The following is a 19,779-nucleotide window of genomic DNA, read 5'->3' as shown; positions in this document are numbered from 1 at the left end:
CCCCCCCCCCCCCCCCCCCCCCCCCCCGGCCCCCCCCCCCCCCCCCCCCCCCCCCCCCCCCCCCCCCCCCCCCCCCCCCCCCCCCCCGGGGTGCAAGTGGGCCTGAAAATCAGGGCCGCTCGCCGATCAGGTCGTGGATCGGCAGCCCCTCGACTGCGTCGCCGAGTGCCTGGCCAAGCGGGCGGTTCTTTTCCGAGCGGCAGCCATAATAGAAATAGAGCCCCTGGCTGTCGCCGATCGCGCGGGTCCAGGTGACGTTGACGCTGGAGGCGTCGGTGACTGCCGGCTCGCAATTCTTCTGGCCGGGGGCATAGCGGACCTCGCCGCTTTCCGGGCGGTAGGGCGCCAGCGCCGCGGCGAAGGCATCATATTGCGCGCGGGTCAGCTTGAACGGCTTCTCGCCGGTGGCCGCGGTAAAGCGCTTGCCCTCGAACACGCCGGTGCCGTCGGGCCGCACGGTGACGGCATAGACCGGGCAGCGGCCATAGCAGGGACCGGTCTCGTAGCGGATCGAATCGCCTTCGATCGGGATCGGCTTGCCCGGGCCGGGACCACCACTCGGCTTCACGCAGCCCGACAATGCCAGCGCCCCAAGTCCGATGATTGCAAGCCTACGCATACCCTGTTCTCCCTGCGGCCACTCTACACGGATCGCCCGCCGACACTGGCGCGTTCCAACCGTTACGTCTACGTGGCGCGTCAAACCTTGCAGGAGACTGAAGCAGATGCGCCCTTCCGGCCGCGCCCCCGACGAGATGCGGGCAATCACCATCGAACCGCATTTCACCCGCCACGCCGAGGGTTCGGTGCTGATCAGCTTCGGCGACACCCGCGTGCTGGTGACCGCCAGCGTCGAAGAGCGGCTACCGCCCTGGCTCAAGGGCAAGGGCGAGGGCTGGGTCACGGCCGAGTACGGCATGCTCCCGCGCGCGACGCACACCCGCGGCCAGCGCGAAGCGGCCAAGGGCAAGCAGTCCGGCCGCACCCAGGAGATCCAGCGCCTGATCGGCCGCAGCCTGCGGGCCGTCACCGACCTCAAGAAGCTCGGCGAGCGCCAGATCACGCTCGATTGCGACGTGATCCAGGCCGACGGCGGCACCCGCACGGCGGCGATCTCGGGCGCGTTCGTCGCGCTGCGCATCGCGGTGAACAAGCTGATGGCCCAGGGGCTGATCAAGGAAGACCCGATCACGGCGCAGGTCGCCGCGGTTTCCTGCGGCATCCATCAGGGCACGCCGGTGCTCGACCTCGACTATGTCGAGGACAGCGCCGCCGATGCCGATGCGAACTTCGTCCTGCTGTCGAACGGCAACATCGCCGAGGCGCAGGCGACCGCCGAGGGCGCGACCTATGACGAGGAAGGGCTGCTCCGCCTGCTCCGTCTCGCGCGGATCGGCTGCAACCAGATTTTCGAAGCACAGGTGAAGGCAATCGGATGAGCGGCGAAGGCGACACTCCTCAGGCGATCCGCAAACTCAAACCCGGTAAGCTGGTGATCGCCAGCCACAATGCCGGCAAGGTACGCGAGATTCGCGAGCTTCTCGGCCCGTTCGGGATCGAGCCGGTCTCCGCGGCCGAGCTCGACCTGCCCGAGCCCGAGGAGACGGGGACCACCTTCGTCGCCAATGCCGAGCTGAAGGCGCTGCAGGCCGCGGATCTTTCGGGGCTCCCTGCCCTGGCCGATGATTCGGGCCTGTGCGTCGAAGCGCTGAACAATGATCCCGGCATCTTCTCGGCGCGCTGGGCGGGGCCGAGCAAGGATTTCGGCGTCGCGATGCAGCTGGTCGAGGACAAGCTGGCCGCGCTGCCACCCGAAACCGGGCGCGACGCGCATTTCATCTGCGCGCTCGCGCTCGCCTGGCCCGATGGCCATGTCGAGTGGTTCGAGGGCCGCGTCGACGGCACCCTGGTATGGCCGCCGCGCGGCACGCAGGGCTTCGGCTATGACCCGGTCTTCCTGCCGACGGGGCATGAAGAGACGTTCGGCGAGATGGAGCCGGCCGCCAAGCATGCGATGAGCCACCGCGCCGATGCCTTCCGCCAGCTGGTCGCGGCGGTGCTTGATTAAGGAATCGTGATTCGCGCCGCGTTAAGGATTTATTTCGCGAGTCATCCCGTTCGCACCTGCGTTATGACCTCTCGTTATCAGGGAAAAGCGAGGGGTCGCAGATGGGTTCGTACCGCCAATGGGCGACGATGATGCAGCATGTGCACAAGACACATGCCGAGGGTGTCACCGAGGAAGAAACCGAAGAATTCCTGCTCGCGCAGGAAAAGACGGCGCGCGCCAGGCGCGAATCCGCCGAGCGCAAGCATGCCCAGGAGCAGGGCGCCGCGCAGGCCTGAGCCCGGCCGCGCTCATGCCGGGCATTTCATCGGCGATGTCCTGAACCGCGGGCCGTGCCCCGCGGGGAAAGTGGTGGACAGGGCTGGATTCGAACCAGCGTACGCTTGCACGGGCAGATTTACAGTCTGTGAGCCGGAGATTCCCGATAAAGCCCCAACGTTCCTGAATCTCTACGATTAGAGCTACTTAGCCCAAATCGGCCGGCATTCCGGCAGGTGATGATTTGCCCGCCTTTTCCCCTGTTTTCCCGGCATGATTACACCATATTTACACCCGAGCGGGGCATGGTCCTTGAACGCGGGCGGGCCATTCACCCCGGAACCGGTTCCCAGAGGGGTACCTCGGCAAGGGCCACCAAGCTCCGCGTTCGCGATTGTAAAATGCGGTACCCTCCGACAAACTGCTGACGAGACGGGGTGGACCATGAACAATCAGATACGTGTGTTGTCGCAAGTGCTCGCTATCGATGCTTGGCATAAGCCATTGCGCGTCGATGGCGGAACGTCGTCTGTTCACGTTGAGTTGAGCTTTCATCAAGGTCGCTTGGGTGGCGACAATCCAGATATGCCATTCACCTTTCGGGTTAGGCTCAAGAAAGCTCTTCTAACGGTGTCGGTCGAGCAACCACTTGAGATTGATAGGGAGTCAGTCGCACGCTCAATACCGCCAAGTTCCTTAGAGCATACTAAGATTCTGAAATTGAACGAAAAGGCTAAGCAAAATGCAAGTCTGCTAGGGAAGATTAGCCCCAGCGCGCTTCAAATTGCTGCAGGCGCTTCTATATCAAGCGAAGTCGAATCTACCGCCGATGAAGAGTATAGATTTGTTCGACATATCCCAAATATCATCGCAACCCCTAAGCCAAAGGGTGCCCGCGAGTTTTCGTGGGAACTGAGGCCTGGACAATCGGAAACATTAGAGGGCGAGCCATGGAATCCGGTGGAAGAGCCTCGGCTATCTGTAAAGTCCCTTTTGAATCAAGCGCGCCTCGATCCTGCGATACGCGTGACTGTTTCGTGCAAGTTTGAGGACCTAGAGATAGATGACCTCTCCCTCAAGGGAACCGGGATTATAGACATCGCAAAGGAAGCGCTCTTTAACCGAATGAATGAGGCAGCAGCTATTCAGCAGTTGAAGTTGACACTCCGAGACGCCCAACTTGAATTCGGCGATATAGATGACAAATTTTCAAACTTACTTATTGCCGATATGCTGGCTTCGAAACAATGAGTGCCTTCGAAGATGGCATCTCTAGGGTTATGCGAATCCTATCATCTAAATCGAAATCTCTCAGGGAATTGGCAGCCCTGTCTGAGAGAGAGGTATTCGATTTTTATCGCGGTGCCAATCTTGTGGGGCTCGACCTATCTCAGCAAGACTTGCGGGGGATGAACTTTGACGATGCCGATATCCGGTTCTCGTCGATGAATGGTACGATTTTCGACGAAGGAGCGTTTAATAGATCATTATTAGATGAAAGCCAAAATTGGCTTAAAGATGAATTTGTATACTCGCTGTCGGACATAGAAAACCACAGTAGCGATTCAATTTTACTATTCATCAAATTTAGGCCCGGGTTTGTGGATTCGTGCATCGATATTTTAGGAATGAGGTTTAAAGAATTTAGCGCTCGGTCGAATGTTGGTGAGTCCACCCTGCGCAAAGCGAGGAAGGGTGACATAATTTCCTTCGAAACGGCACGCAATATCCTTTCTTTTCTGAAAGATACTCTGCCACTATTTGACCCCGATCAGCAGAAGCTCGTAAGTAATAAGCTTCGCCAACCAATGGCCCTGTTCTTTTCGGGAGGCATAAATACGGCCTTTAAACCTGTTTCGCCGGAGAAGCTCTCCCGCCTGTTTCAGATGCGCGAAGAGATTGCCGCATCGATCCCAAATACAAATTACCTGAGTTGGCGCGATACCGCTGAGGCGATCGAGTGGAACTATACATATTGGGTAGAGCGCGACCTGTAGCGACGAAGCACGCTTGGCGTGCCTGCCCAAGATTAGGCTGGACATCAAGTGCCTTCGCTACGCATTGCTGCCAGAACCCTCTGGCCCAAACTCGACACGCCCCGCGCCTCATTGACCGCTCCACCTAGGCCAGATGTGCGGCATAATTCAGAGCCTCTAATTCCCTCGCGGCCTTGGCATATTTCAGACTGGCCTTCGGCTGGACAGGAAGCCCTTTAATATCGAGGAAATCCTGAATCGGTTCGAACACATGAGATGCGCTCTCCCGGCATACGGAGATCATCTTGTCTTCGGATATCCTTCCAGATTCTTTATCCGAAACGGCGACTTTGATTTCATCCATGCTTCGCTTCACCCAAAACATAGCGGAATGGAAAGCGTACTGGTGCAGAGGGTTCGTTATAGTCACTCCCAGCCTCGAAGCTTCAAGGGCTTCAAATCCCTGTTGGAACGTCAGCGCCATGGGGAGGATCAATTCGTCCGTCAGATATCGAAATCGTAGCGAGGCATCGGCGACGATGACGAGCGAATTCAACATTTGCTCCAACGCTCGCTCGCGCTTGCGCCGCTCAAGCCAAAGCGTGGCGATGACTGCCAATCCGCTGCCGACCGCGCCCCCGCAGAAGTTCAAAAGATTATCCACGGAGGCACCGAGTCGAAGGGCCGATATAACAAGGCCACCGACGACCCCGCCGACTACTCCTACTATAACAATTTCACTCCATTCGAACCGATCCGGTAGCCTCACATTACCTCCACCAATCTTTTCCGCTGGCCATCTGGCAGGCGTAGAATTACCCATAGTCATCGTGCTGCGGTAGTCATTTCGGTGCCGGCCCGGCTTGGGGGAGATGTAAGCAATGCTGGATCAGGCTTTCCGGCTTCGATTGCGCTTTACGGATGGCAGGATTGGTGAGCAGGGCTTGGACCTGTACGATGGATCAACATCGTTTCACGGCTTTGCCCGAGCATTACAGATCACAACCCACGCATTTATGGCCGACGAAGTAGTTGGAAGAGCTACTGCACTTAGGAGCGGTGCGCTGTTCTTCGAGGCTCCAAGAAAAGGTAGTGTCCTTTTCGACATTACCGCCAGGTTTAAAAGGCGACCAAAATCCGCTCCCCTTAATAAAGAGGTATTTTATGATTTCACTACCGTAGCCCTTGAGCGAGCGACCGGTAATCTAAGCGTAGAGCCCCAAACGAAGTATGTTGAGTCCCGGATCAGGACAGATGAGTCGTTTTTTGATGACTTGTCGGAGAAGTTGGAAGGGAGTCTCCAAGAAGCTCATAGGTCAATAGACAATGAGGATGTGATTGTTTGCTTAGAGCGCCCTCGATCCACTTTGGTAGAGTTCAATAATTCTACTAGTGCCTGGGTGCACACGCGCGAGGAAAATCCAGATCTTCATGAATACAATGGAAATATGACTAGGTTTAACACTAAGACTGGAAATGGAAGGGCGTACATAAGTGAATTAGACAAAATTGTGCCGGTTAGAAAGTCGGAAGCATTTAATCAGCGCAACAAGGCTTGGCTGACTTGGTCCCTGCATGGCGATAACGTATCCACTGCCAAGGAGCTAGTTTTTCGTGGCAGGCAGATTGAATCTGCGAGCGGAGTGACCAAGAGGCTTGTCCTAGATGACTGCTGGAAAGTGTAGTATTCATTAAAGAGTGCTAGTCTTTTATTGTGCCCCTAACACAATAACGCTTAACAGTCGCCTCTGACAAATCAAACTGTCGTGCCGTGGCCTTTATGCTTGCACCATTCTCGTTGCGCCACGACCGCACCGCATCGGCGTCCGCTGCCATTGGGCGACCTAGGCTAACCTTACCTCTATGGGTTCGCCCCGTAGCAGCTAGCGAGGCTCTCGCGGCCTCCCTGCCGGCATCACAGCGCTCCTTAATCCTATTGCGTTCCATATCCGCGATCTGCGCCAGGACGGCGACGATAAGCTCTCCCACGCCCTTCCCTATGGGACCAAGGCCGAGAACGTTCACGGTCACGCCCTTGCCGATGAGCTTGCGAACGGTCGCCTGAATATCGAGGGCATCACGCCCGAGCCTATCGATCGCGGCAATGTGAACCGTGTCACCCTCCCGGACGTAGGACAGCAGCGCGGCGAAGCCGGGGCGATCCTCTGCATATACCGAGCCCGAGACGCCCTCATCGATAAACTCTTTATCGAACGGGCCGCCACCGAGAGCCTTGCGTTGCGCTTCGACGCTTTGGTCGCCGGTAGAAACACGAAGATAACAAATACGGCTCATGGGCTTTCGACTCGCTCAAAAGGTACAAAATTGTTTTGAGCGTAGCTCGCTAGGAGTCAACATATCTTCCGAGCCATCTTCCTATTGCGAAAGTGCCTAGGCTCAGCACTTACAAGTTCTGAGCCATTGCCGATCGCCGGTTCCCCCGGCATGAAGGAAGTGCGCTGCCGTATGTCCGGCGCGTGGGGCGTGGAATCCCCTTTGACGCGTAGCTCGGTCGAATTCTTCGGCCGGGTGACCGTTGCGTTATGTCCAGGGCTCGCGCCTAAAGGCAGCGGTGCCTCGGGCTACGCACGGGGATTCCAACACCCGGCTTTTGCCGGGTCAGCCTCTCAACAAAGGGGAGGCTATATGATCCTAGGATTGCTTCTATCCAGCGCCACGGTCTCGACACCGCAGACGGCGCCAGCACCCATCCAATACGTCTTCAACAAGGCTCAACCGGACGGCGGACGCTATATCAAAGCTAAGTTCGAGGGTGACACCTTCATCATCCGCGCATCCCGCGACAGGATTGTTGTAGATCGCCGCGAAAAGATCGGCCGGCGAAACACCGGCCCCGATCAACGCGACCGGATGCGCCGCCTTGCCCAAACCCTAACCGGTTGCGAACTACAGCACGAATTCTTCGATGCATGGAAGTTCGCTCTCGAAGCAGACCTAACCTGCCCGGCCTCCGGTAATCAGGTGCTGCTATGAGCGAGGAACCCCAGCCCAGCGGCGATTTCTGGGAACGCACTTTTGACGAGCCCAAAATAGCAAAGGCAGGCTGCTACGGCGTCTTCGTTGCCGGCGTGATAGGCATCATCTTGTTAGTGTCGCAATGCGCTAGCGGAAGCGATGAAGAGCCCGTGAGCGAGGCGACAACAAGCAGCGCCCCGGATGAAACTGAAATCGTCACGGAATGCGACCTGACGCTCAAGGCAGCGCTAGTTTCGCCTCGATCCTATGACCCTTCCATGGCATGGGATTATAAGGATCAAGGCTCCTACGCGACGGTCTTGCGGAAGTTCGAAGCGACGAACGCTTTTGGTGCAAGCATCGGCGGAACGTACCTTTGCAAGTGGGAGAAGGCGGGCCAACGCATCGCCTCGCTCGAAACCATTGATGCGCTCGGAAAGCACACCCTGGTTCGATAGCCCGATGTCTTAGAGAATCCGCAAGGTCGCCGCTCCATTCGATTCACAGCCTATCGCCGAAATTACTTGGATGCTCACACCAAGACCTGGAACGCGTTCATTTAAGCGAATATTCTATTTCTGATACTCTCAATGAGCTTTACAGGTTCAGCCGCACTCTCTGCCCACTCCAAAATCGCGACCTGACGGTTATCTCTTGTCCAACTTACCACATCGCGTAGCAGTTTCGTCTTTGCATCTCGGCGCTCTGGCTTGCTATCTATAGCCAGCACCGCTCCCACCCTATCTGAAAAATACTTTGGATAGTATCGCTCGAATGCAGGAGAAGAGAATGTTGAGCACAACTCTCCATCAAAAGAGGAAAACTTCCCTCTCAGCTTGTTGATCACCTCCACACCTTTATCGTCCCCATCCGCTCGGACCCATATCCTGCCCTTGTATGCCGGCTGCAAATGTACAAATGTTATAAGTCTCTGAAATTCTGCCAGTGAGGGAACGAGATTATCGGCTCCGCTGGCGGAGAAAGTGCGCAACCTTCCGATTAGCTCCGGAGTGAACGCCGGAATGAGTATATCGCGGATAATTTGCTCCGCCGATGACTCTTCCAAGAAGAGCCACGCATCGTGCAGGCCCATATCTCCAAACTCATACCCGAGATCGCGGAGCAGAGCCGCATGCGCGTCCGCTTCTTGCGGAACCTCCTCTACCAGAGACGGATTTGAATGACCTTCCCCATCGCGGTGAACGCGAAACACCTTTGTTCCTTCGTCATAGGCAAGTTCTCGAACGACTATATTTGAATGAGTAGCAATTACAAATTGATTTTCATTCCAACCGTTTCTTATGAGCCCGAGCAATGCTTTCAGCCCCTTCGGATGAAGGTTTGTCTCAGGCTCCTCGATAACAAATAGCTTTTTTCTTTCCAAGCATAGCTCAACTATAAGAGCAACCATGTCAGCTACGCCATCGCCCATCCTGTCTAAGGGGACGAAATTATCTCGATCAATATAAAAACCTGCTTCTTTGCCGTTATCAGAGGCTTTCGTCGTAATCGGAAGTCCGACGATATTATTTATCGCGTCCTGAAATGCATCATGACTCGGATGACCGGACACAGCGAGAAGGTCTATGCGACTATATAGATTGTAATAGGTTCCGTTTATATTATTCTGAGAATTTAGAGTAACATTCTGATCAAATCCCGATGATTTCCTTTTTGCGACGAAAGGCACTATGTAGTGCTTCGGCCGGACATTGTTGAAAACGCCGTGGTCATCCCCCACGTTTACGTGCTGCAATCCGCTAAGGTCGGCGGGCGCCTCACCGCGAAAGACTCTATAAGCTAGAAATGCTACCGCCTCATGCTTCGGGAAATGCCGAAGAAGCGATCGATCATGCACCTCGCTAACCGAGATAGAATAGAATACAGCCTCGCTGCCGGCGCGGATATCTTTGCCGTCAAAAGGGAATCCTTGAAAGGAAAGCAACCCCCTGAGCAAGGTAGACTTGCCAGCGTTGTTATGACCAACAAATAAATTGCAGGTTGGGCTGAGTTCAATTGGGCCCGTGTCATGAAAACAGCGTATGCCCGCGAGCCGGAAGCTTGTGACCTTCATGGCTAAGGGGTAGCAGGCAACTGTCGGCTTATCGAGCTAATATTGCGACCGAATTTGCCTGGCAGCGCTATCGCGACCACAACCATCAGCTAGTGCGGGTTTGCCGCCGCATCCATGGCATCGGCTAACCCCTCATTTGTCTGGACCTTCCGTAGCCGCCCTTTCAACTCGTTGTACTTAGCTATCGCCCGCCCCAGATCGTCCGTGGCAAACAGATGTTGATCGCCATTTTCGTCTTCGCCGCCGACAATATAAACTCGATCTTCTGCCATGACTTCGCTCCGGATAATTAACGAACACGTGAAGAGATCGAAATAAGGCCCGTACAGAGCCATTGGCGATTTTGGCTATCCGACTAGCCTTAAATCTACTTTGCGCCTGTACGGGCTTCTAGGGCGAAATAGGGCCTATTTAGCAGCCGACCTCTTCGCAGGAGCCTTTTGCCCCGGCTTACGGCCCAGGCCGAGCTTCTTTGCCATTTCCCGCCGCTGCTCGCTGTAGGCAGGGGCGGTCATAGGGTAAGTCTTCGGCAGGTTGTATCGGGCACGATACTCGTCCTGCGTGAGCCCGTTCGTGGACAGGTGCCGCGTGAGCGTCTTGTAGGGTTTGCCATCGATCATCGAGATAATGTGATCGCGGCTGGCAAGACTCTTCCGCACCGACACGGCAGGAACATGGTCGGGCTCGGCCGGCGCCACAGGCTCAGGCTCAACCGCCGCTACCTTGCCCAGCTCCGCGACAGCCGCATGAATCGAGGTCAAGAAAGCCACCGCTTCTTCCGTGGTCGAGCGGGTGTTGGGATTTGCCAACCACGCAGCGGTGAGTTCCGCAGCAAGTTCGACGGGGCTCAACGTTGCTTCATCTGCCATTATAATACTCCTAAAAACTTAGTGCCCATCCGGCCCGACGAACTTGTTGGTGGTAACAACCACATCCATTTGCACAAGCGCTTGCTGCACCCGAGCCTCGCCCAGCACTGTCGTGAGCCGTTGCTTAGTGGGGATGCCAGCAGCCTCCCTGGAAGCCTTCTTCGTAACCGATTTTCCCGGCGACGACGCGAAATAGGATTTCAAAAATTCGACCAAAGCCTTTCCGTGATCGCTCATGTCCTCTTCCGGTGGACCCCAAGGATCAATTACGCAGCCTGGAAAGGCCTCCCTAATCAAGGCCGCTGGCGCAGGCGCCTTGGAAACGACCATATAGACGTCGCATTCCCCCGCGATCCCGTCCCTGCTATTCCGCGCATTGCCGCGCATGATGGCTTGCAGGAAATTGTGCTGGAACTCCGCCCCCTTGAGCGCCGGCAGAGTCTCAAGCCCCACCCCACCAACCGGCTTGCCAGAAGCAGCGAGAGCTAGAGCCGTGTACGCGACTGCGGGATAGAAGCCCGAGCCAATGATGACGATGTTCTTGATATCTTTGTACGCATTGGTGCCGTGGTGAAGCCCCCACGAAAGATATTCGAAGGACACAGCCTCATCTACGGTGTCGCGCAGGTCTTTATGAACATTGAGATCATCGCTAGCCTTGTAGGAAATCACCAACCAACGCTCATCAGGCTTGGCCTCCATGGCCTTGGCAACCTCGTCGTAGATATCACGAGATGCGCCAACATGCCGGAGAATGTCTTTCCCAACTTTGGTAGCCCAAAGGTGGACACGAAGATTCCGGTAGTCATTGGCCTTGGCGGGCAATCGAACGAGCCCGCCTGCATCTTCCCAGATATCGTAGGTGCCACGCACACGCCCGGAGGCGTCGGTAATGATGGCAGGGGCGAAATCGGCCGGCAGAGGCTTGCTCGCACCAACTAGAGCACGTTCCGCCTTACCAGATTCCGCAACTAGCCACATCGATCGACCAGCGACCAACTGAATGCCTTCGAGCGTTTTCACGTGGGCATCGCTCAGGCCCCTCCGGTCCTTAAGAGCTTCCTTCGCCAAATCTCCAAAGGGGCTCGGAATAGCGACCACCTCGCCCAGCTTATCGGACAGCGTCCCAAGGAAGCGCTCAATGCGCAGGGCAAAGCCTCGAGAGCGCGGTTTCAACGGCTCAACCAACGCCGCGAGACTGGACCAGGACAGCATCACCGGTTCTGCAATGACAAGGCTCTCGTCCCAGATGCGCAGCGACCTAGGACTACCCTCATAGTGGAAATCACTCGCCGCCGAGAACGTGCGATCCCGAGTCCGACTGAGGATCATCTGCTGCGTGGTGAGCAGAATCCTAGCCTCGCCACGCCGCCGATCACCCAGGCCGAGGGCGTTGATGCCTTCGTCACTCGTAAAGCAGGCGAAGTCCGCATCATCCAAACCGAGACGGTTCACAAGGGCTCGAATCTCTTCCTTGGTCTTCACCCCTACGAGGACGCTCCCCTCCGGAAGGAAGCCATTGGATTTCCAAGCCTTGAGGAAGGAGGAAATCGCTTGAGTCTTTCCAGAGCCGGGATCGAGACTACTGAGATAGAAACTAGGTTGAAGGAGACTTCTCAATCCACCTTCAAAGACCTTGAGAAGCTCCTTTAAAGCGTTCTCAGTATCAACATCAGGAACAATATGAAACCCATTAAGGTCATTCATAAGGGTTTCATAGGAGGAATCGTAAAGAGATTTGCTAACAGCTTTATAGGTAGTCATAGAAGTATCTTTATATAATAAAGTAACTTATCTCTAATATACTCTATAGAGAGGCGAGTTACTTTGTAGCGAGCGCCATGTGGCGCCCGCTCAGCCGTTCGTCAACCCCCTTCCGGGTATGAAAGTTTAAAAATGTATAGGGTTTATTCAGAATCATTCCAGATTTTCAGTTTATATACTTCTGGATATGTTAATTTTAGGAGCGATATTAAATAGCACGTCTATCCAATTCTATGAAATCACCTCCGGCGTTCTAAAGCCGGAGGCGGTGGAAAAGGATGATGAATGAGGGATCGGCGTGAAAAGCCCCGAAACTCACAGCAAGTTGGTGAAATGCTCGTCAGACGATGCCCGCCGCCATCGAACTCCACAGCGACCACGCTATGCCAACCATGAAGACGTTAGGTCATTTGCAAGGTTGCGCATGTGATCATCTGGCGATGCCGCCGCGCTCCCGCCATCGCCGCAAGCAGCAACCGACGCCTTTTGGCGCACAGGTCCTAACCGGGTGCTTGGCAGTGGGTCTTGTCGTGTTTTTTGCAGCGCCGATGATCCAGACCACGCTAACCGGCTCCACAGCCATGGCCGACCAGATTCGAGCCAATGAGGAGCAGCAGCGAATGGTCGAGCAGTCTCGCCATTTCCACAACTGTAACGAGGCACGCTCGGCTGGTTTCGCGCCGATCTATCGCGGCTCGCCGGGGTATCGATCGGAACTTGACGGCGACAGCGACGGCATCGCGTGCGAGCCCTACTACGGAAACTAGAGGCTCTGCCCCCCCCGATCGGTTACGTATGATCGCTTGGGAACGGCAGCCCCATCGATGCACTTGCATCAAACCAGCGCGCCCGCCTCGATGAAGGCGAGCAGGTCGGCGACATAGTAGAAGCGACGCCCGCCCACTCGAACGCTGCGCGGCCCGAGCCCTCGCGTCTGCCAATTCGCAAGTGTCTTGGCCGACAGACCAAGAATGGCCGCAGCGCGAGAACGAGGCACCCGCCCGTCGGGGGTGGACTCCGAAATATTCATAATCTAACGCTCCACAACATGGTGAGTCGATCGGGCCGGAATTCGATCGATGAGCGCGATGTATCGGCCGCCACGCCAGAGAAAAACCCTTAGTACCGGGTATTAGTCTTAGTTTTATTATTGGAGCTTATAATACATGTCTCTTAAGTTCACCAAGCTTTCGAGGAGTTCTATCAAGGGACTTACCGCAGGCTCTCGCCTGACGGAACATGGCATTGAAGTTACCCGACTCGCTGATGGCGATCTTCGGTACGCAATCAACATCATGGTCGATGGCGAGCGCATTCATCGCGTCGTCGGTAAAGAGAGCGAAGGAGTGCGTAGAGAGCAGGCGGAACGCCAAATCGAGCAGTTCCGCACGGACGCGCGTGCTGGGCGCCTGAACCTTCCCAAGCGCCGCAAGGCACACCCTCTCTTCTCGCAGGCCGCCGCCGACTACCTTGAGCGGCTCGGCAAGACGGGTGGCAAAGACATTATCAACAAGCGGCGCCACATTGACCGCCATCTCATCCCGGCCTTCGGCAAGATGCCAATCAACCGTGTTTCCACTCTCGCCGTATCCGAGTACGCGGCTCGCCGCTCCCTGGAATCGCCAATTGCAACCGTAAACCGGGAGCTTTCGACCCTCAGCCACATGTTCAATCGCATGATCGATTGGCAGTGGCTTGCCGCTGGTGATCGTCCGCGAATTAGCAAAGCTGCCGAGACCGCAAAGCCCATCATCGTATTGACCGACGCCGATGCAGCGGCGCTCACGGTCGCCGCGATTGAGGACGTTGATCCCAAACTACACCTGTTCGTCGCTTTTGGCCTCAACGCAGCCATGCGGCATAGCGAAATCCTTCGCGTGAGATACGATCAAATCGATTTTGATAACCGCCGCATACGCATTCCGCAGGCAAAAGCCGGCGCCCGCGATCAGCCCATCACACCCGCGTTGGCCGAACTTCTCCTCAGGCAACAGCAACAAGACACGGATAAGGATGGCTGGGTGTTTCCTGCCGCCGAACGCTGCAAGAAGCCGCACCGAGTGTCCATGGGAAAGGGGTTTCAACGCGCGGTCGTTAACGCAGGCCTGGACCCCAAGAAGGTTACGCCGCACGTCATGCGACACACCGCCATCACGCGCTTGGTAAAGGCCGGAGTCGACTTACCCACGGTGCAGCGGATCAGCGGGCACAAGACGCTCGCGATGGTACTGCGCTACACACATATCTACGGCGATCACTTGGACCACGCCGTGGCGATGCTCGATAAGCGTCCTAGTACGATTACACAGGAACTACACACGGCGGATGCCGCAGCGAACGACGATGGGGGCTTAGAAGGCACCCCCCTCTCAGAGGGGGGTGTGGTGGACAGGGCTGGATTCGAACCAGCGTACGCTTGCACGGGCAGATTTACAGTCTGCTGCCTTTAACCACTCGGCCACCTGTCCATGGCGCCGTTCGGCGAGAGGGGGCCCATTGCCGAAGCGACGCGCGCCTGTCAACGCCTTGCGCGCAGACTTTGTGCAGCATAGCGTCCGCCGCTTCCAAACAGGGGTCCATAATGCGCCGACTTTCCTTCGCCATCGCCACGCTGCTCGCCGCCACCGCCATGGCGCCGCTCGCCATCGCCAAGGGACCGGACGGCCCGAGCGCGCCGGTCGACAAGATCGTCGATCAGGGCACCAACCACAGCGAAGTGATGCGCATCGCGCAGTACCTCACCGACGTGATCGGCGCGCGACTCACCAATTCGCCGCCGATGCGCCAGGCCGAGGACTGGACCCAGGCCAAGTTCCGCGAATGGGGTCTGACCAATGTCCACAAGGAAGGCTTTGAGTTCGGCCGCGGCTGGTCGGCGAAGAATGCCAGTGTGAAGATGGTTGCGCCGCGTCCGCTGACTTTGGTCGCCGCGCCGCTTGCCTGGACGCCGGGAACCAACGGAACCGTCACCGGCCAGGTCGTGCTGGCGCCGATTGCGGACGAAGCGTCGCTCGACCAGTATAAGGGCAAGCTCAAGGGCAAGATCGCCCTGCTCACCGAGCCGACCGACATCACCGATTCGACCGACCTCGACTTCCGCCGCTGGAGCGACGCCGATCTCGACCGCTACGACAGTTTCCAGCTGCAGAACGGCGCCGCCACCGCGAATCGCCGCCCGAGCAGCCAGAGCCGCCTCGCTTTCGCCGCCAAGCGCGACGCCTTCCTGAAGGCCGAGGGCGCGGTCGGCTATGCGACCATTTCGTCGCGCAACGGCAAGCTGGTGCACGGCCAGAACAGCCAGTTCCAGGTCGGCGCCACCCCGCCGCTGCCGGGCTTCGAGATCGCCGCCGAGGATTATCGCCGCCTCGCCCGCCTCGCCAAGATGGGCATGGCGCCGAGCCTCGAGCTCAACAGCGACGTCAGCTTCGACGACAGCGACACCAAGGCATACAACATCCTGGCCGACATCCCCGGCACCGATGCCAAGGCAGGCTATGTGATGGCCGGCGCGCACATGGACAGCTGGGCGATGGGTGACGGCGCCGCCGACAACGCCGCCGGCGTCTCGATGGTGATGGAAGCCGCGCGCATCATCAAGGCATCGGGCATCAAGACCAGGCGCGCGATCCGTTTCGCGCTCTGGTCGGGCGAGGAGCAGGGCCTGCTCGGCTCGATGGCTTATGTCGAGAACCATGTCGCCAGCCGCCCGGTCGATCCGGCGCTGAGCGGCTATGCCCGCTACATGGGCTGGAGCAAGGGCTTCCCGATCCAGCCGGGCCCGGACCACGCCAAGCTCGCCGCCTATTTCAACCTCGACAACGGCTCGGGCAAGATCCGCGGCATCTTCACCCAGGGCAATACCGCGGTGGTGCCGATCTTCCGCGAATGGCTGGCGCCGTTCAATTCGTTCGGCGCGACCAAGGTGGCCACCGCCCGCACCGGCAGCACCGATCACGTGTTCTTCGACGCGGTGGGCATCCCGGCCTTTCAGTTCATCCAGGATCCGCTCGACTACGGCTCGAACGTGCACCACACCGATGTCGACACCTTCGACCATCTGAAGGCGGACGACATGCGCCAGGGCGCGATCATCCTCGCCGCCTTCCTGATCAACGCCGCCAACGCGCCCGAGCCGCTGCCGCGCCTGCCGCTGGCAACCGAGCCGAACGCCTCGGAAGGCTTCTACGCGGCACCGGGAGCACATTGATGGCCAAGCGTGGTCACCGGCCGAGCCAGGCCTCCGCGAACCGCCCGCGTTTCTACGGGCGGCACGCGGTGCTGGCGGCGCTCGACAATCCCGAGCGCAACGTCCGCAAGATCTGGGGCACGCACGACGCGCTGGCCGGGCTCGACATCCCGTCGACGATCCCGATCACCTTCGCCAATGCCGCCGATCTCGGCCGGCTGGTGCCCGGCGACGCCCCGCACCAGGGGCTGGTCGCCGAAGTCGATCCGCTCGAGGAGATCTGGCTGGGCGACCTGCTGGCGCAGGGCGAAGGCGACAACCGGCCGCTGCTGGTGCTCGACCAGGTGACCGACCCGCACAATGTCGGCGCGATCCTGCGTTCGGCGGCGGCGTTCGACGCGCTGGGCATCGTGACGCAGGACCGGCACGCCCCCGGCGAAACCGGCACGCTGGCCCGCGCCGCCGCCGGCACGCTGGAGCAGGTGCCATGGTGCCGGGTGGTCAACCTGGCCCGCGCGCTGGAGGAGATCGCCGAGGCGGGCTTCTGGCGCATCGGCCTGACCGGCCATGCCAAGGGCACGCTGGCCGAGGTTATGGGTGGCCAGAGCAAGATCGCGCTGGTGCTGGGCGCCGAGGGCGAAGGCATGCGCCAGAACACCGAGGCGCATTGCGACGAGCTTGCGAAGCTGCCGATCTCGGATAAGGTCGAAAGCCTCAACGTATCCAATGCCGCGGCGATCGCGCTCTATGCGGTGAGCGCCCGCGGCTGATTGCCAAGGGGGACTCATGTTGCATCGTCTGAAGGCCGTCGCGTTCGCGCTGATGGCGCCGCTGGTGCTCGCCAGCTGCCTGTTCGTGCCCGGCAAGTTCGATTCGGCGCTGACCATCCATGCCGACCGGACCTTCACCTTCACCTACAAGGGCGAGGTGATGGCGGTCGATCTGCAGAGCTTCATGGGCAAGGCGATGCAGATGGGCATGGAAGAGGCCGCCAAGGAGAAGTCGGGCAAGAAGGCCAAGGCGCCGGAGAAGGAGCCGGACTTCACGCTGACGCCCGAGGAGAAGGCCAAGCAGGACGAGACCTTCCGCAAGCTCGCGATCGAGGTTGCCAAGGAGGCGGGCTATCGCAATGTCGAGTATCGCGGCAACGGGATGTTCTGGGTGGATTACCAGATCTCCGGCGTGCTCGATCACGGCTTCCTGTTCCCGTACAATCTGGACAACCAGATGATCATGCCGTGGATCGCGGTGGAGCTGCGCGGCAAGGACCTGATCCGCGTGAAGGCGCCGGGCTATGTGCGGATGAGCGGCAGCGGCATGGGCAATATGGGCGACATGAGCGCGCTGGCGATGATGCCGGGCGGAATGGGCGAGGCGTTCACGCGCCTGCAGGGCACCTTCACCCTGACCACCGACGCCGAGCTGGTGAGCCAGAACAATGAGCAAGGCGCGGTGACCACCGGCAAGGACAAGGTGATCACCTGGAAGACCGACACCACCACCACCGATGCGCCGATGGCGTCGATCCGGGTGCGGGCGGTACAGTAAGTTGACTATCCCTCTCCCGCTTTTGCGGGAGAGGGATATTTCGATCAATCCTCTTCGGCGATCCGCACGCGCAGGCCGTCGAGCTCGTCGGTGAAGGGCAGCTGGCAAGACAGACGCGACGTCGCGTCGCGGTCGCCGGCGCTGTCGAGCAGGTCGTCCTCGTCGATGCTCATCTTCGGCAGTTTGGCCGCAAATTCCGGATCGACATGGACGTGGCAGGTCGCGCAGGAGCAGCAGCCGCCGCACAGCGCGAGCAGCTCGTCAAAGCCGCTCTCGCGGATCACTTCCATCACGCTCAGGCCCGCCTCGCCCATGACCTCACGCTCTTCACCACTCCTGGTCACGACGATAAGCTTGGGCATGGTCTTCTCCTGGTCCTGCTTCGTCCATGCCGCCGAACGCGGCGCTTCGCAAGGCGGGCACGCATGGGGCTGAGCGCCGAGCAACTCAAGGCGTCGCTGGACGCCCTGGCGAGCCGCGAGCCGCTGATCGCCGCCGCGATCGGGCGCGTAGGCTATCCTCCGCCCCGCATCCGCGACCGGGGCTATGAGACGCTGCTGCGCACGATCGTCGGCCAGCAGGTGAGCGTCGCCGCGGCGCAGTCGATCTGGAACAAGATGGCCGCGCAGCTGGGCACGCTGAGCGATCCGGAGACCGTTGCCCGGGTCAGCGACGACGATCTGCGCGCGGCCGGGCTATCGCGGCAAAAGGTCGCCTATGCCCGCAGCCTTGCCGAGGAAGTGACCAGCGGGCGGCTCGACTTCGCGCATCTGGCAGAGGACGATGAGGAAGCGATCGCCCAGCTTGTCCGGATCAAGGGCATCGGTCGCTGGTCCGCCGAGGTCTATCTGCTGTTCGCGGAGGGCCGGCCCGACATCTGGCCGGCGGGCGACCTGGCGGTGCAGATCGAAGTCGGGCGGATCATGGGCCATGCCGAGCGGCCGAGCGAGAAGCTTACCCGGGAGATCGCCGAAGCCTGGCGCCCGCATCGCGGCGCGGCGGCGGTGTTCGCGTGGCACCATTATAATTCCGAGATGGAAGTGATCTGAGGAGGGCTAGCCTCTCCCTGGAAGGGAGGGGAGTTCTACGCTTCCAGCCCCACCGCTATCGCACCGAGCGGCCCCGCCATGGTGCCCAGCCCCGGTGCGCCGAGCCGGGCCTCGATCCCCTCGGCCCATTCCGCCAGCGCGCCATAGCCGCCAAGGCTCTCGACCAGCCGGGTGCGCAGCTTGGGGAACAGATAGTCGCGCGCCGCCACCACGCCCCCGCCGATCGCGATACGCTCCGGCGCCGCGGTGACCACGAGATTGTGGAGCATGCCCGCCAGGTCATGGACGAACAGGTCCCATTCGGGGCCGTCATCGGGCAGCTGGTCGCCCGGCACGCCGAAGCGTTCGGCAAGCGCCGGACCGGAGATCAGGCCCTCGAGGCAATCGCCGTGGAAGCGGCACCAGCCGGCATAGCTGTCGCCCTGCGCGCGCGGCAGGCGCATATGGCCGGCCTCGCCATGCGCCCAGCCCATCACCGGCACGCCGCCCGTGACAAGGCCGACGCCGACGCCGGTGCCGATCGTGATATACGCATGCGCCGACATGCCCTGCGCCCCGCCCCAGCGCCCTTCGGCGAGTGCCGCGCCGCCGACATCGGTCTGGAAGCCGATCGGCTTGCCGTAGCGTGCCTCGAGCCGGCGGATCAGGTCGGTGCCGGTCCAGCCGGGCTTGGTCGTCGCGGTGATCGAGCCGTAGTCGGCGCGGGCGCGATCGAGGCCCACCGGACCGAAGCTCGCCACGCCGATCGCATCGAAGCTCCAGCGATCGAGCGCGGCTTCGAGTGCCGCCAGCGTCGCCGCCGGATCGGTGGTGGGCACGGTTACCCGATCACCCACATCGTTGGGCCCGGTGGCGAGCAGCGCCACGCACTTGGTGCCGCCGAGTTCGATGCCGGCGATCAGCTTTTCCTGCGTCATGGCGCCCAGTTAACCCGCTTCGCCCGGACAAAAAAGAGGCCGCCCGAAGGCGGCCGCAGAGGAGAAGTCCGGGGCCGTGGGGGGGGGGGGGGAG

General features: G+C 59.4%; 24 protein-coding genes, 1 tRNA gene and 1 pseudogene. 14 read left to right on the top strand and 12 right to left on the bottom strand.

What is annotated here, in order from left to right:
• Nucleotides 1-109 precede the first annotated feature (109 nt).
• Nucleotides 110-619 carry a DUF6438 domain-containing protein gene (locus AAHM44_RS22425; RefSeq protein ID WP_269574256.1) on the bottom strand — a complete coding sequence of 170 codons (510 nt, stop codon included), beginning with the start codon at nt 617-619 and terminating at the stop codon, nt 110-112.
• A gap of 106 nt (nt 620-725) precedes the next feature.
• Here AAHM44_RS22425 and rph point away from each other — a divergent pair, with 106 nt between their 5' ends.
• The 5 genes from rph to AAHM44_RS22400 all read left to right on the top strand — a co-directional run bounded on the left by rph (nt 726) and on the right by AAHM44_RS22400 (nt 4,323).
• The gene (gene rph, locus AAHM44_RS22420; RefSeq protein WP_184170397.1) at nt 726-1,439 is read left to right on the top strand and encodes a ribonuclease PH; all 714 of its coding nucleotides are present in this window, start codon (nt 726-728) and stop codon (nt 1,437-1,439) included.
• On the top strand, nt 1,436-2,068 hold the full coding sequence (gene rdgB / locus AAHM44_RS22415) for an RdgB/HAM1 family non-canonical purine NTP pyrophosphatase (RefSeq protein WP_269574255.1): 633 nt from the start codon (nt 1,436-1,438) through the stop codon (nt 2,066-2,068). The genes rph and rdgB overlap by 4 nt, the downstream gene beginning before the upstream one ends.
• A 101-nt stretch (nt 2,069-2,169) precedes the next feature.
• Nucleotides 2,170-2,346: a hypothetical protein gene (locus AAHM44_RS22410; protein WP_269574254.1), complete on the top strand. Its 177-nt coding sequence runs from the start codon at nt 2,170-2,172 to the stop codon at nt 2,344-2,346.
• Between the two features lie 424 nt (nt 2,347-2,770).
• Nucleotides 2,771-3,577: a hypothetical protein gene (locus AAHM44_RS22405; protein WP_342251386.1), complete on the top strand. Its 807-nt coding sequence runs from the start codon at nt 2,771-2,773 to the stop codon at nt 3,575-3,577.
• Nucleotides 3,574-4,323 (top strand): pentapeptide repeat-containing protein, encoded by a 750-nt coding sequence (locus AAHM44_RS22400; protein WP_342251385.1) that lies wholly within the window; start codon nt 3,574-3,576, stop codon nt 4,321-4,323. The genes AAHM44_RS22405 and AAHM44_RS22400 overlap by 4 nt, the downstream gene beginning before the upstream one ends.
• Nucleotides 4,324-4,447: 124 nt before the next feature.
• On the opposite strand, the gene AAHM44_RS22395 is transcribed toward AAHM44_RS22400, so the two are convergent.
• Nucleotides 4,448-4,966, bottom strand: a complete 519-nt coding sequence (locus AAHM44_RS22395; RefSeq protein ID WP_342251384.1) for a hypothetical protein — start codon at nt 4,964-4,966, stop codon at nt 4,448-4,450.
• A 217-nt stretch (nt 4,967-5,183) separates the two neighbouring features.
• Here AAHM44_RS22395 and AAHM44_RS22390 point away from each other — a divergent pair, with 217 nt between their 5' ends.
• Nucleotides 5,184-5,987 carry a hypothetical protein gene (locus tag AAHM44_RS22390; RefSeq protein WP_342251383.1) on the top strand — a complete coding sequence of 268 codons (804 nt, stop codon included), beginning with the start codon at nt 5,184-5,186 and terminating at the stop codon, nt 5,985-5,987.
• A gap of 16 nt (nt 5,988-6,003) precedes the next feature.
• Here AAHM44_RS22390 and AAHM44_RS22385 read toward each other — a convergent pair whose 3' ends face one another.
• Entirely contained in the window at nt 6,004-6,597 is a 594-nt protein-coding gene (locus tag AAHM44_RS22385; RefSeq protein ID WP_342251382.1) for a recombinase family protein, read from the bottom strand.
• A gap of 150 nt (nt 6,598-6,747) precedes the next feature.
• On the opposite strand from AAHM44_RS22385, the gene AAHM44_RS22380 reads away from it, so the two are divergent.
• Both AAHM44_RS22380 and AAHM44_RS22375 read left to right on the top strand, forming a co-directional pair.
• Complete coding sequence (locus AAHM44_RS22380; protein ID WP_342251381.1) at nt 6,748-7,296, top strand: hypothetical protein; 549 nt, start codon at nt 6,748-6,750, stop codon at nt 7,294-7,296.
• Complete coding sequence (locus AAHM44_RS22375; RefSeq protein WP_342251380.1) at nt 7,293-7,736, top strand: hypothetical protein; 444 nt, start codon at nt 7,293-7,295, stop codon at nt 7,734-7,736. Before AAHM44_RS22380 ends, AAHM44_RS22375 begins: the two co-directional genes overlap by 4 nt.
• A 101-nt stretch (nt 7,737-7,837) precedes the next feature.
• On the opposite strand, the gene AAHM44_RS22370 is transcribed toward AAHM44_RS22375, so the two are convergent.
• The 4 genes from AAHM44_RS22370 to AAHM44_RS22355 form a co-directional block, all read right to left on the bottom strand.
• Complete coding sequence (locus AAHM44_RS22370) at nt 7,838-9,352, bottom strand: ATP-dependent nuclease (RefSeq protein ID WP_342251379.1); 1,515 nt, start codon at nt 9,350-9,352, stop codon at nt 7,838-7,840.
• 89 nt (nt 9,353-9,441) lie between these two features.
• A complete protein-coding gene (locus tag AAHM44_RS22365; RefSeq protein WP_342251378.1) occupies nt 9,442-9,624 on the bottom strand; it encodes a hypothetical protein in 183 nt (60 codons plus the stop codon).
• A gap of 135 nt (nt 9,625-9,759) precedes the next feature.
• On the bottom strand, nt 9,760-10,221 hold the full coding sequence (locus AAHM44_RS22360; protein ID WP_342251377.1) for a MucR family transcriptional regulator: 462 nt from the start codon (nt 10,219-10,221) through the stop codon (nt 9,760-9,762).
• Nucleotides 10,222-10,239: 18 nt separating this feature from the next.
• On the bottom strand, nt 10,240-11,985 hold the full coding sequence (locus AAHM44_RS22355) for a hypothetical protein (protein ID WP_342251376.1): 1,746 nt from the start codon (nt 11,983-11,985) through the stop codon (nt 10,240-10,242).
• Nucleotides 11,986-12,332: 347 nt separating this feature from the next.
• On the opposite strand from AAHM44_RS22355, the gene AAHM44_RS22350 reads away from it, so the two are divergent.
• A complete protein-coding gene (locus AAHM44_RS22350) occupies nt 12,333-12,752 on the top strand; it encodes an excalibur calcium-binding domain-containing protein (protein ID WP_342251375.1) in 420 nt (139 codons plus the stop codon).
• A gap of 68 nt (nt 12,753-12,820) precedes the next feature.
• Here AAHM44_RS22350 and AAHM44_RS22345 read toward each other — a convergent pair whose 3' ends face one another.
• The gene (locus AAHM44_RS22345) at nt 12,821-13,015 is read right to left on the bottom strand and encodes a helix-turn-helix transcriptional regulator (RefSeq protein ID WP_184000764.1); all 195 of its coding nucleotides are present in this window, start codon (nt 13,013-13,015) and stop codon (nt 12,821-12,823) included.
• Nucleotides 13,016-13,142: 127 nt separating this feature from the next.
• Complete coding sequence (locus AAHM44_RS22340) at nt 13,143-13,520, bottom strand: hypothetical protein (protein ID WP_342251374.1); 378 nt, start codon at nt 13,518-13,520, stop codon at nt 13,143-13,145.
• Between the two features lie 21 nt (nt 13,521-13,541).
• On the opposite strand from AAHM44_RS22340, the pseudogene AAHM44_RS24855 reads away from it, so the two are divergent.
• Nucleotides 13,542-14,174: pseudogene (locus AAHM44_RS24855) on the top strand (tyrosine-type recombinase/integrase); the annotation flags it as partial.
• Between the two features lie 193 nt (nt 14,175-14,367).
• On the opposite strand, the gene AAHM44_RS22330 reads toward AAHM44_RS24855, so the two are convergent.
• A tRNA-Tyr gene (locus AAHM44_RS22330) sits at nt 14,368-14,453 on the bottom strand.
• Nucleotides 14,454-14,566: 113 nt separating this feature from the next.
• Between AAHM44_RS22330 and AAHM44_RS22325 the strand changes: the two genes are divergently transcribed.
• From AAHM44_RS22325 to AAHM44_RS22315, 3 genes are read left to right on the top strand one after another with little or no spacing between them, the layout of a single operon-like run.
• Nucleotides 14,567-16,192 carry a M20/M25/M40 family metallo-hydrolase gene (locus AAHM44_RS22325; RefSeq protein ID WP_342251372.1) on the top strand — a complete coding sequence of 542 codons (1,626 nt, stop codon included), beginning with the start codon at nt 14,567-14,569 and terminating at the stop codon, nt 16,190-16,192.
• Nucleotides 16,192-16,941 (top strand): 23S rRNA (guanosine(2251)-2'-O)-methyltransferase RlmB, encoded by a 750-nt coding sequence (gene rlmB / locus AAHM44_RS22320; protein WP_269574240.1) that lies wholly within the window; start codon nt 16,192-16,194, stop codon nt 16,939-16,941. Before AAHM44_RS22325 ends, rlmB begins: the two co-directional genes overlap by 1 nt.
• A 16-nt stretch (nt 16,942-16,957) precedes the next feature.
• Nucleotides 16,958-17,719 (top strand): hypothetical protein, encoded by a 762-nt coding sequence (locus AAHM44_RS22315; protein WP_342251371.1) that lies wholly within the window; start codon nt 16,958-16,960, stop codon nt 17,717-17,719.
• Nucleotides 17,720-17,763: 44 nt separating this feature from the next.
• Here the strand turns inward: AAHM44_RS22315 and AAHM44_RS22310 are convergent, their stop codons facing one another.
• Nucleotides 17,764-18,081: a 2Fe-2S iron-sulfur cluster-binding protein gene (locus AAHM44_RS22310; protein ID WP_342251370.1), complete on the bottom strand. Its 318-nt coding sequence runs from the start codon at nt 18,079-18,081 to the stop codon at nt 17,764-17,766.
• A gap of 63 nt (nt 18,082-18,144) precedes the next feature.
• Between AAHM44_RS22310 and AAHM44_RS22305 the strand changes: the two genes are divergently transcribed.
• On the top strand, nt 18,145-18,768 hold the full coding sequence (locus AAHM44_RS22305) for a DNA-3-methyladenine glycosylase family protein (protein ID WP_269574238.1): 624 nt from the start codon (nt 18,145-18,147) through the stop codon (nt 18,766-18,768).
• A 35-nt stretch (nt 18,769-18,803) separates the two neighbouring features.
• Here the strand turns inward: AAHM44_RS22305 and AAHM44_RS22300 are convergent, their stop codons facing one another.
• Entirely contained in the window at nt 18,804-19,685 is an 882-nt protein-coding gene (locus AAHM44_RS22300; RefSeq protein ID WP_342251369.1) for an ROK family protein, read from the bottom strand.
• Nucleotides 19,686-19,779 lie beyond the last annotated feature (94 nt).

This window comes from Sphingomonas sp. OTU376, assembly GCF_038440415.1.
GTDB lineage: Bacteria > Pseudomonadota > Alphaproteobacteria > Sphingomonadales > Sphingomonadaceae > Sphingomonas > Sphingomonas kyeonggiensis_A.
The sequence above is the reverse complement of the archived record's forward strand: the minus strand, read 5'-3'. Positions and strand labels throughout refer to the sequence as shown.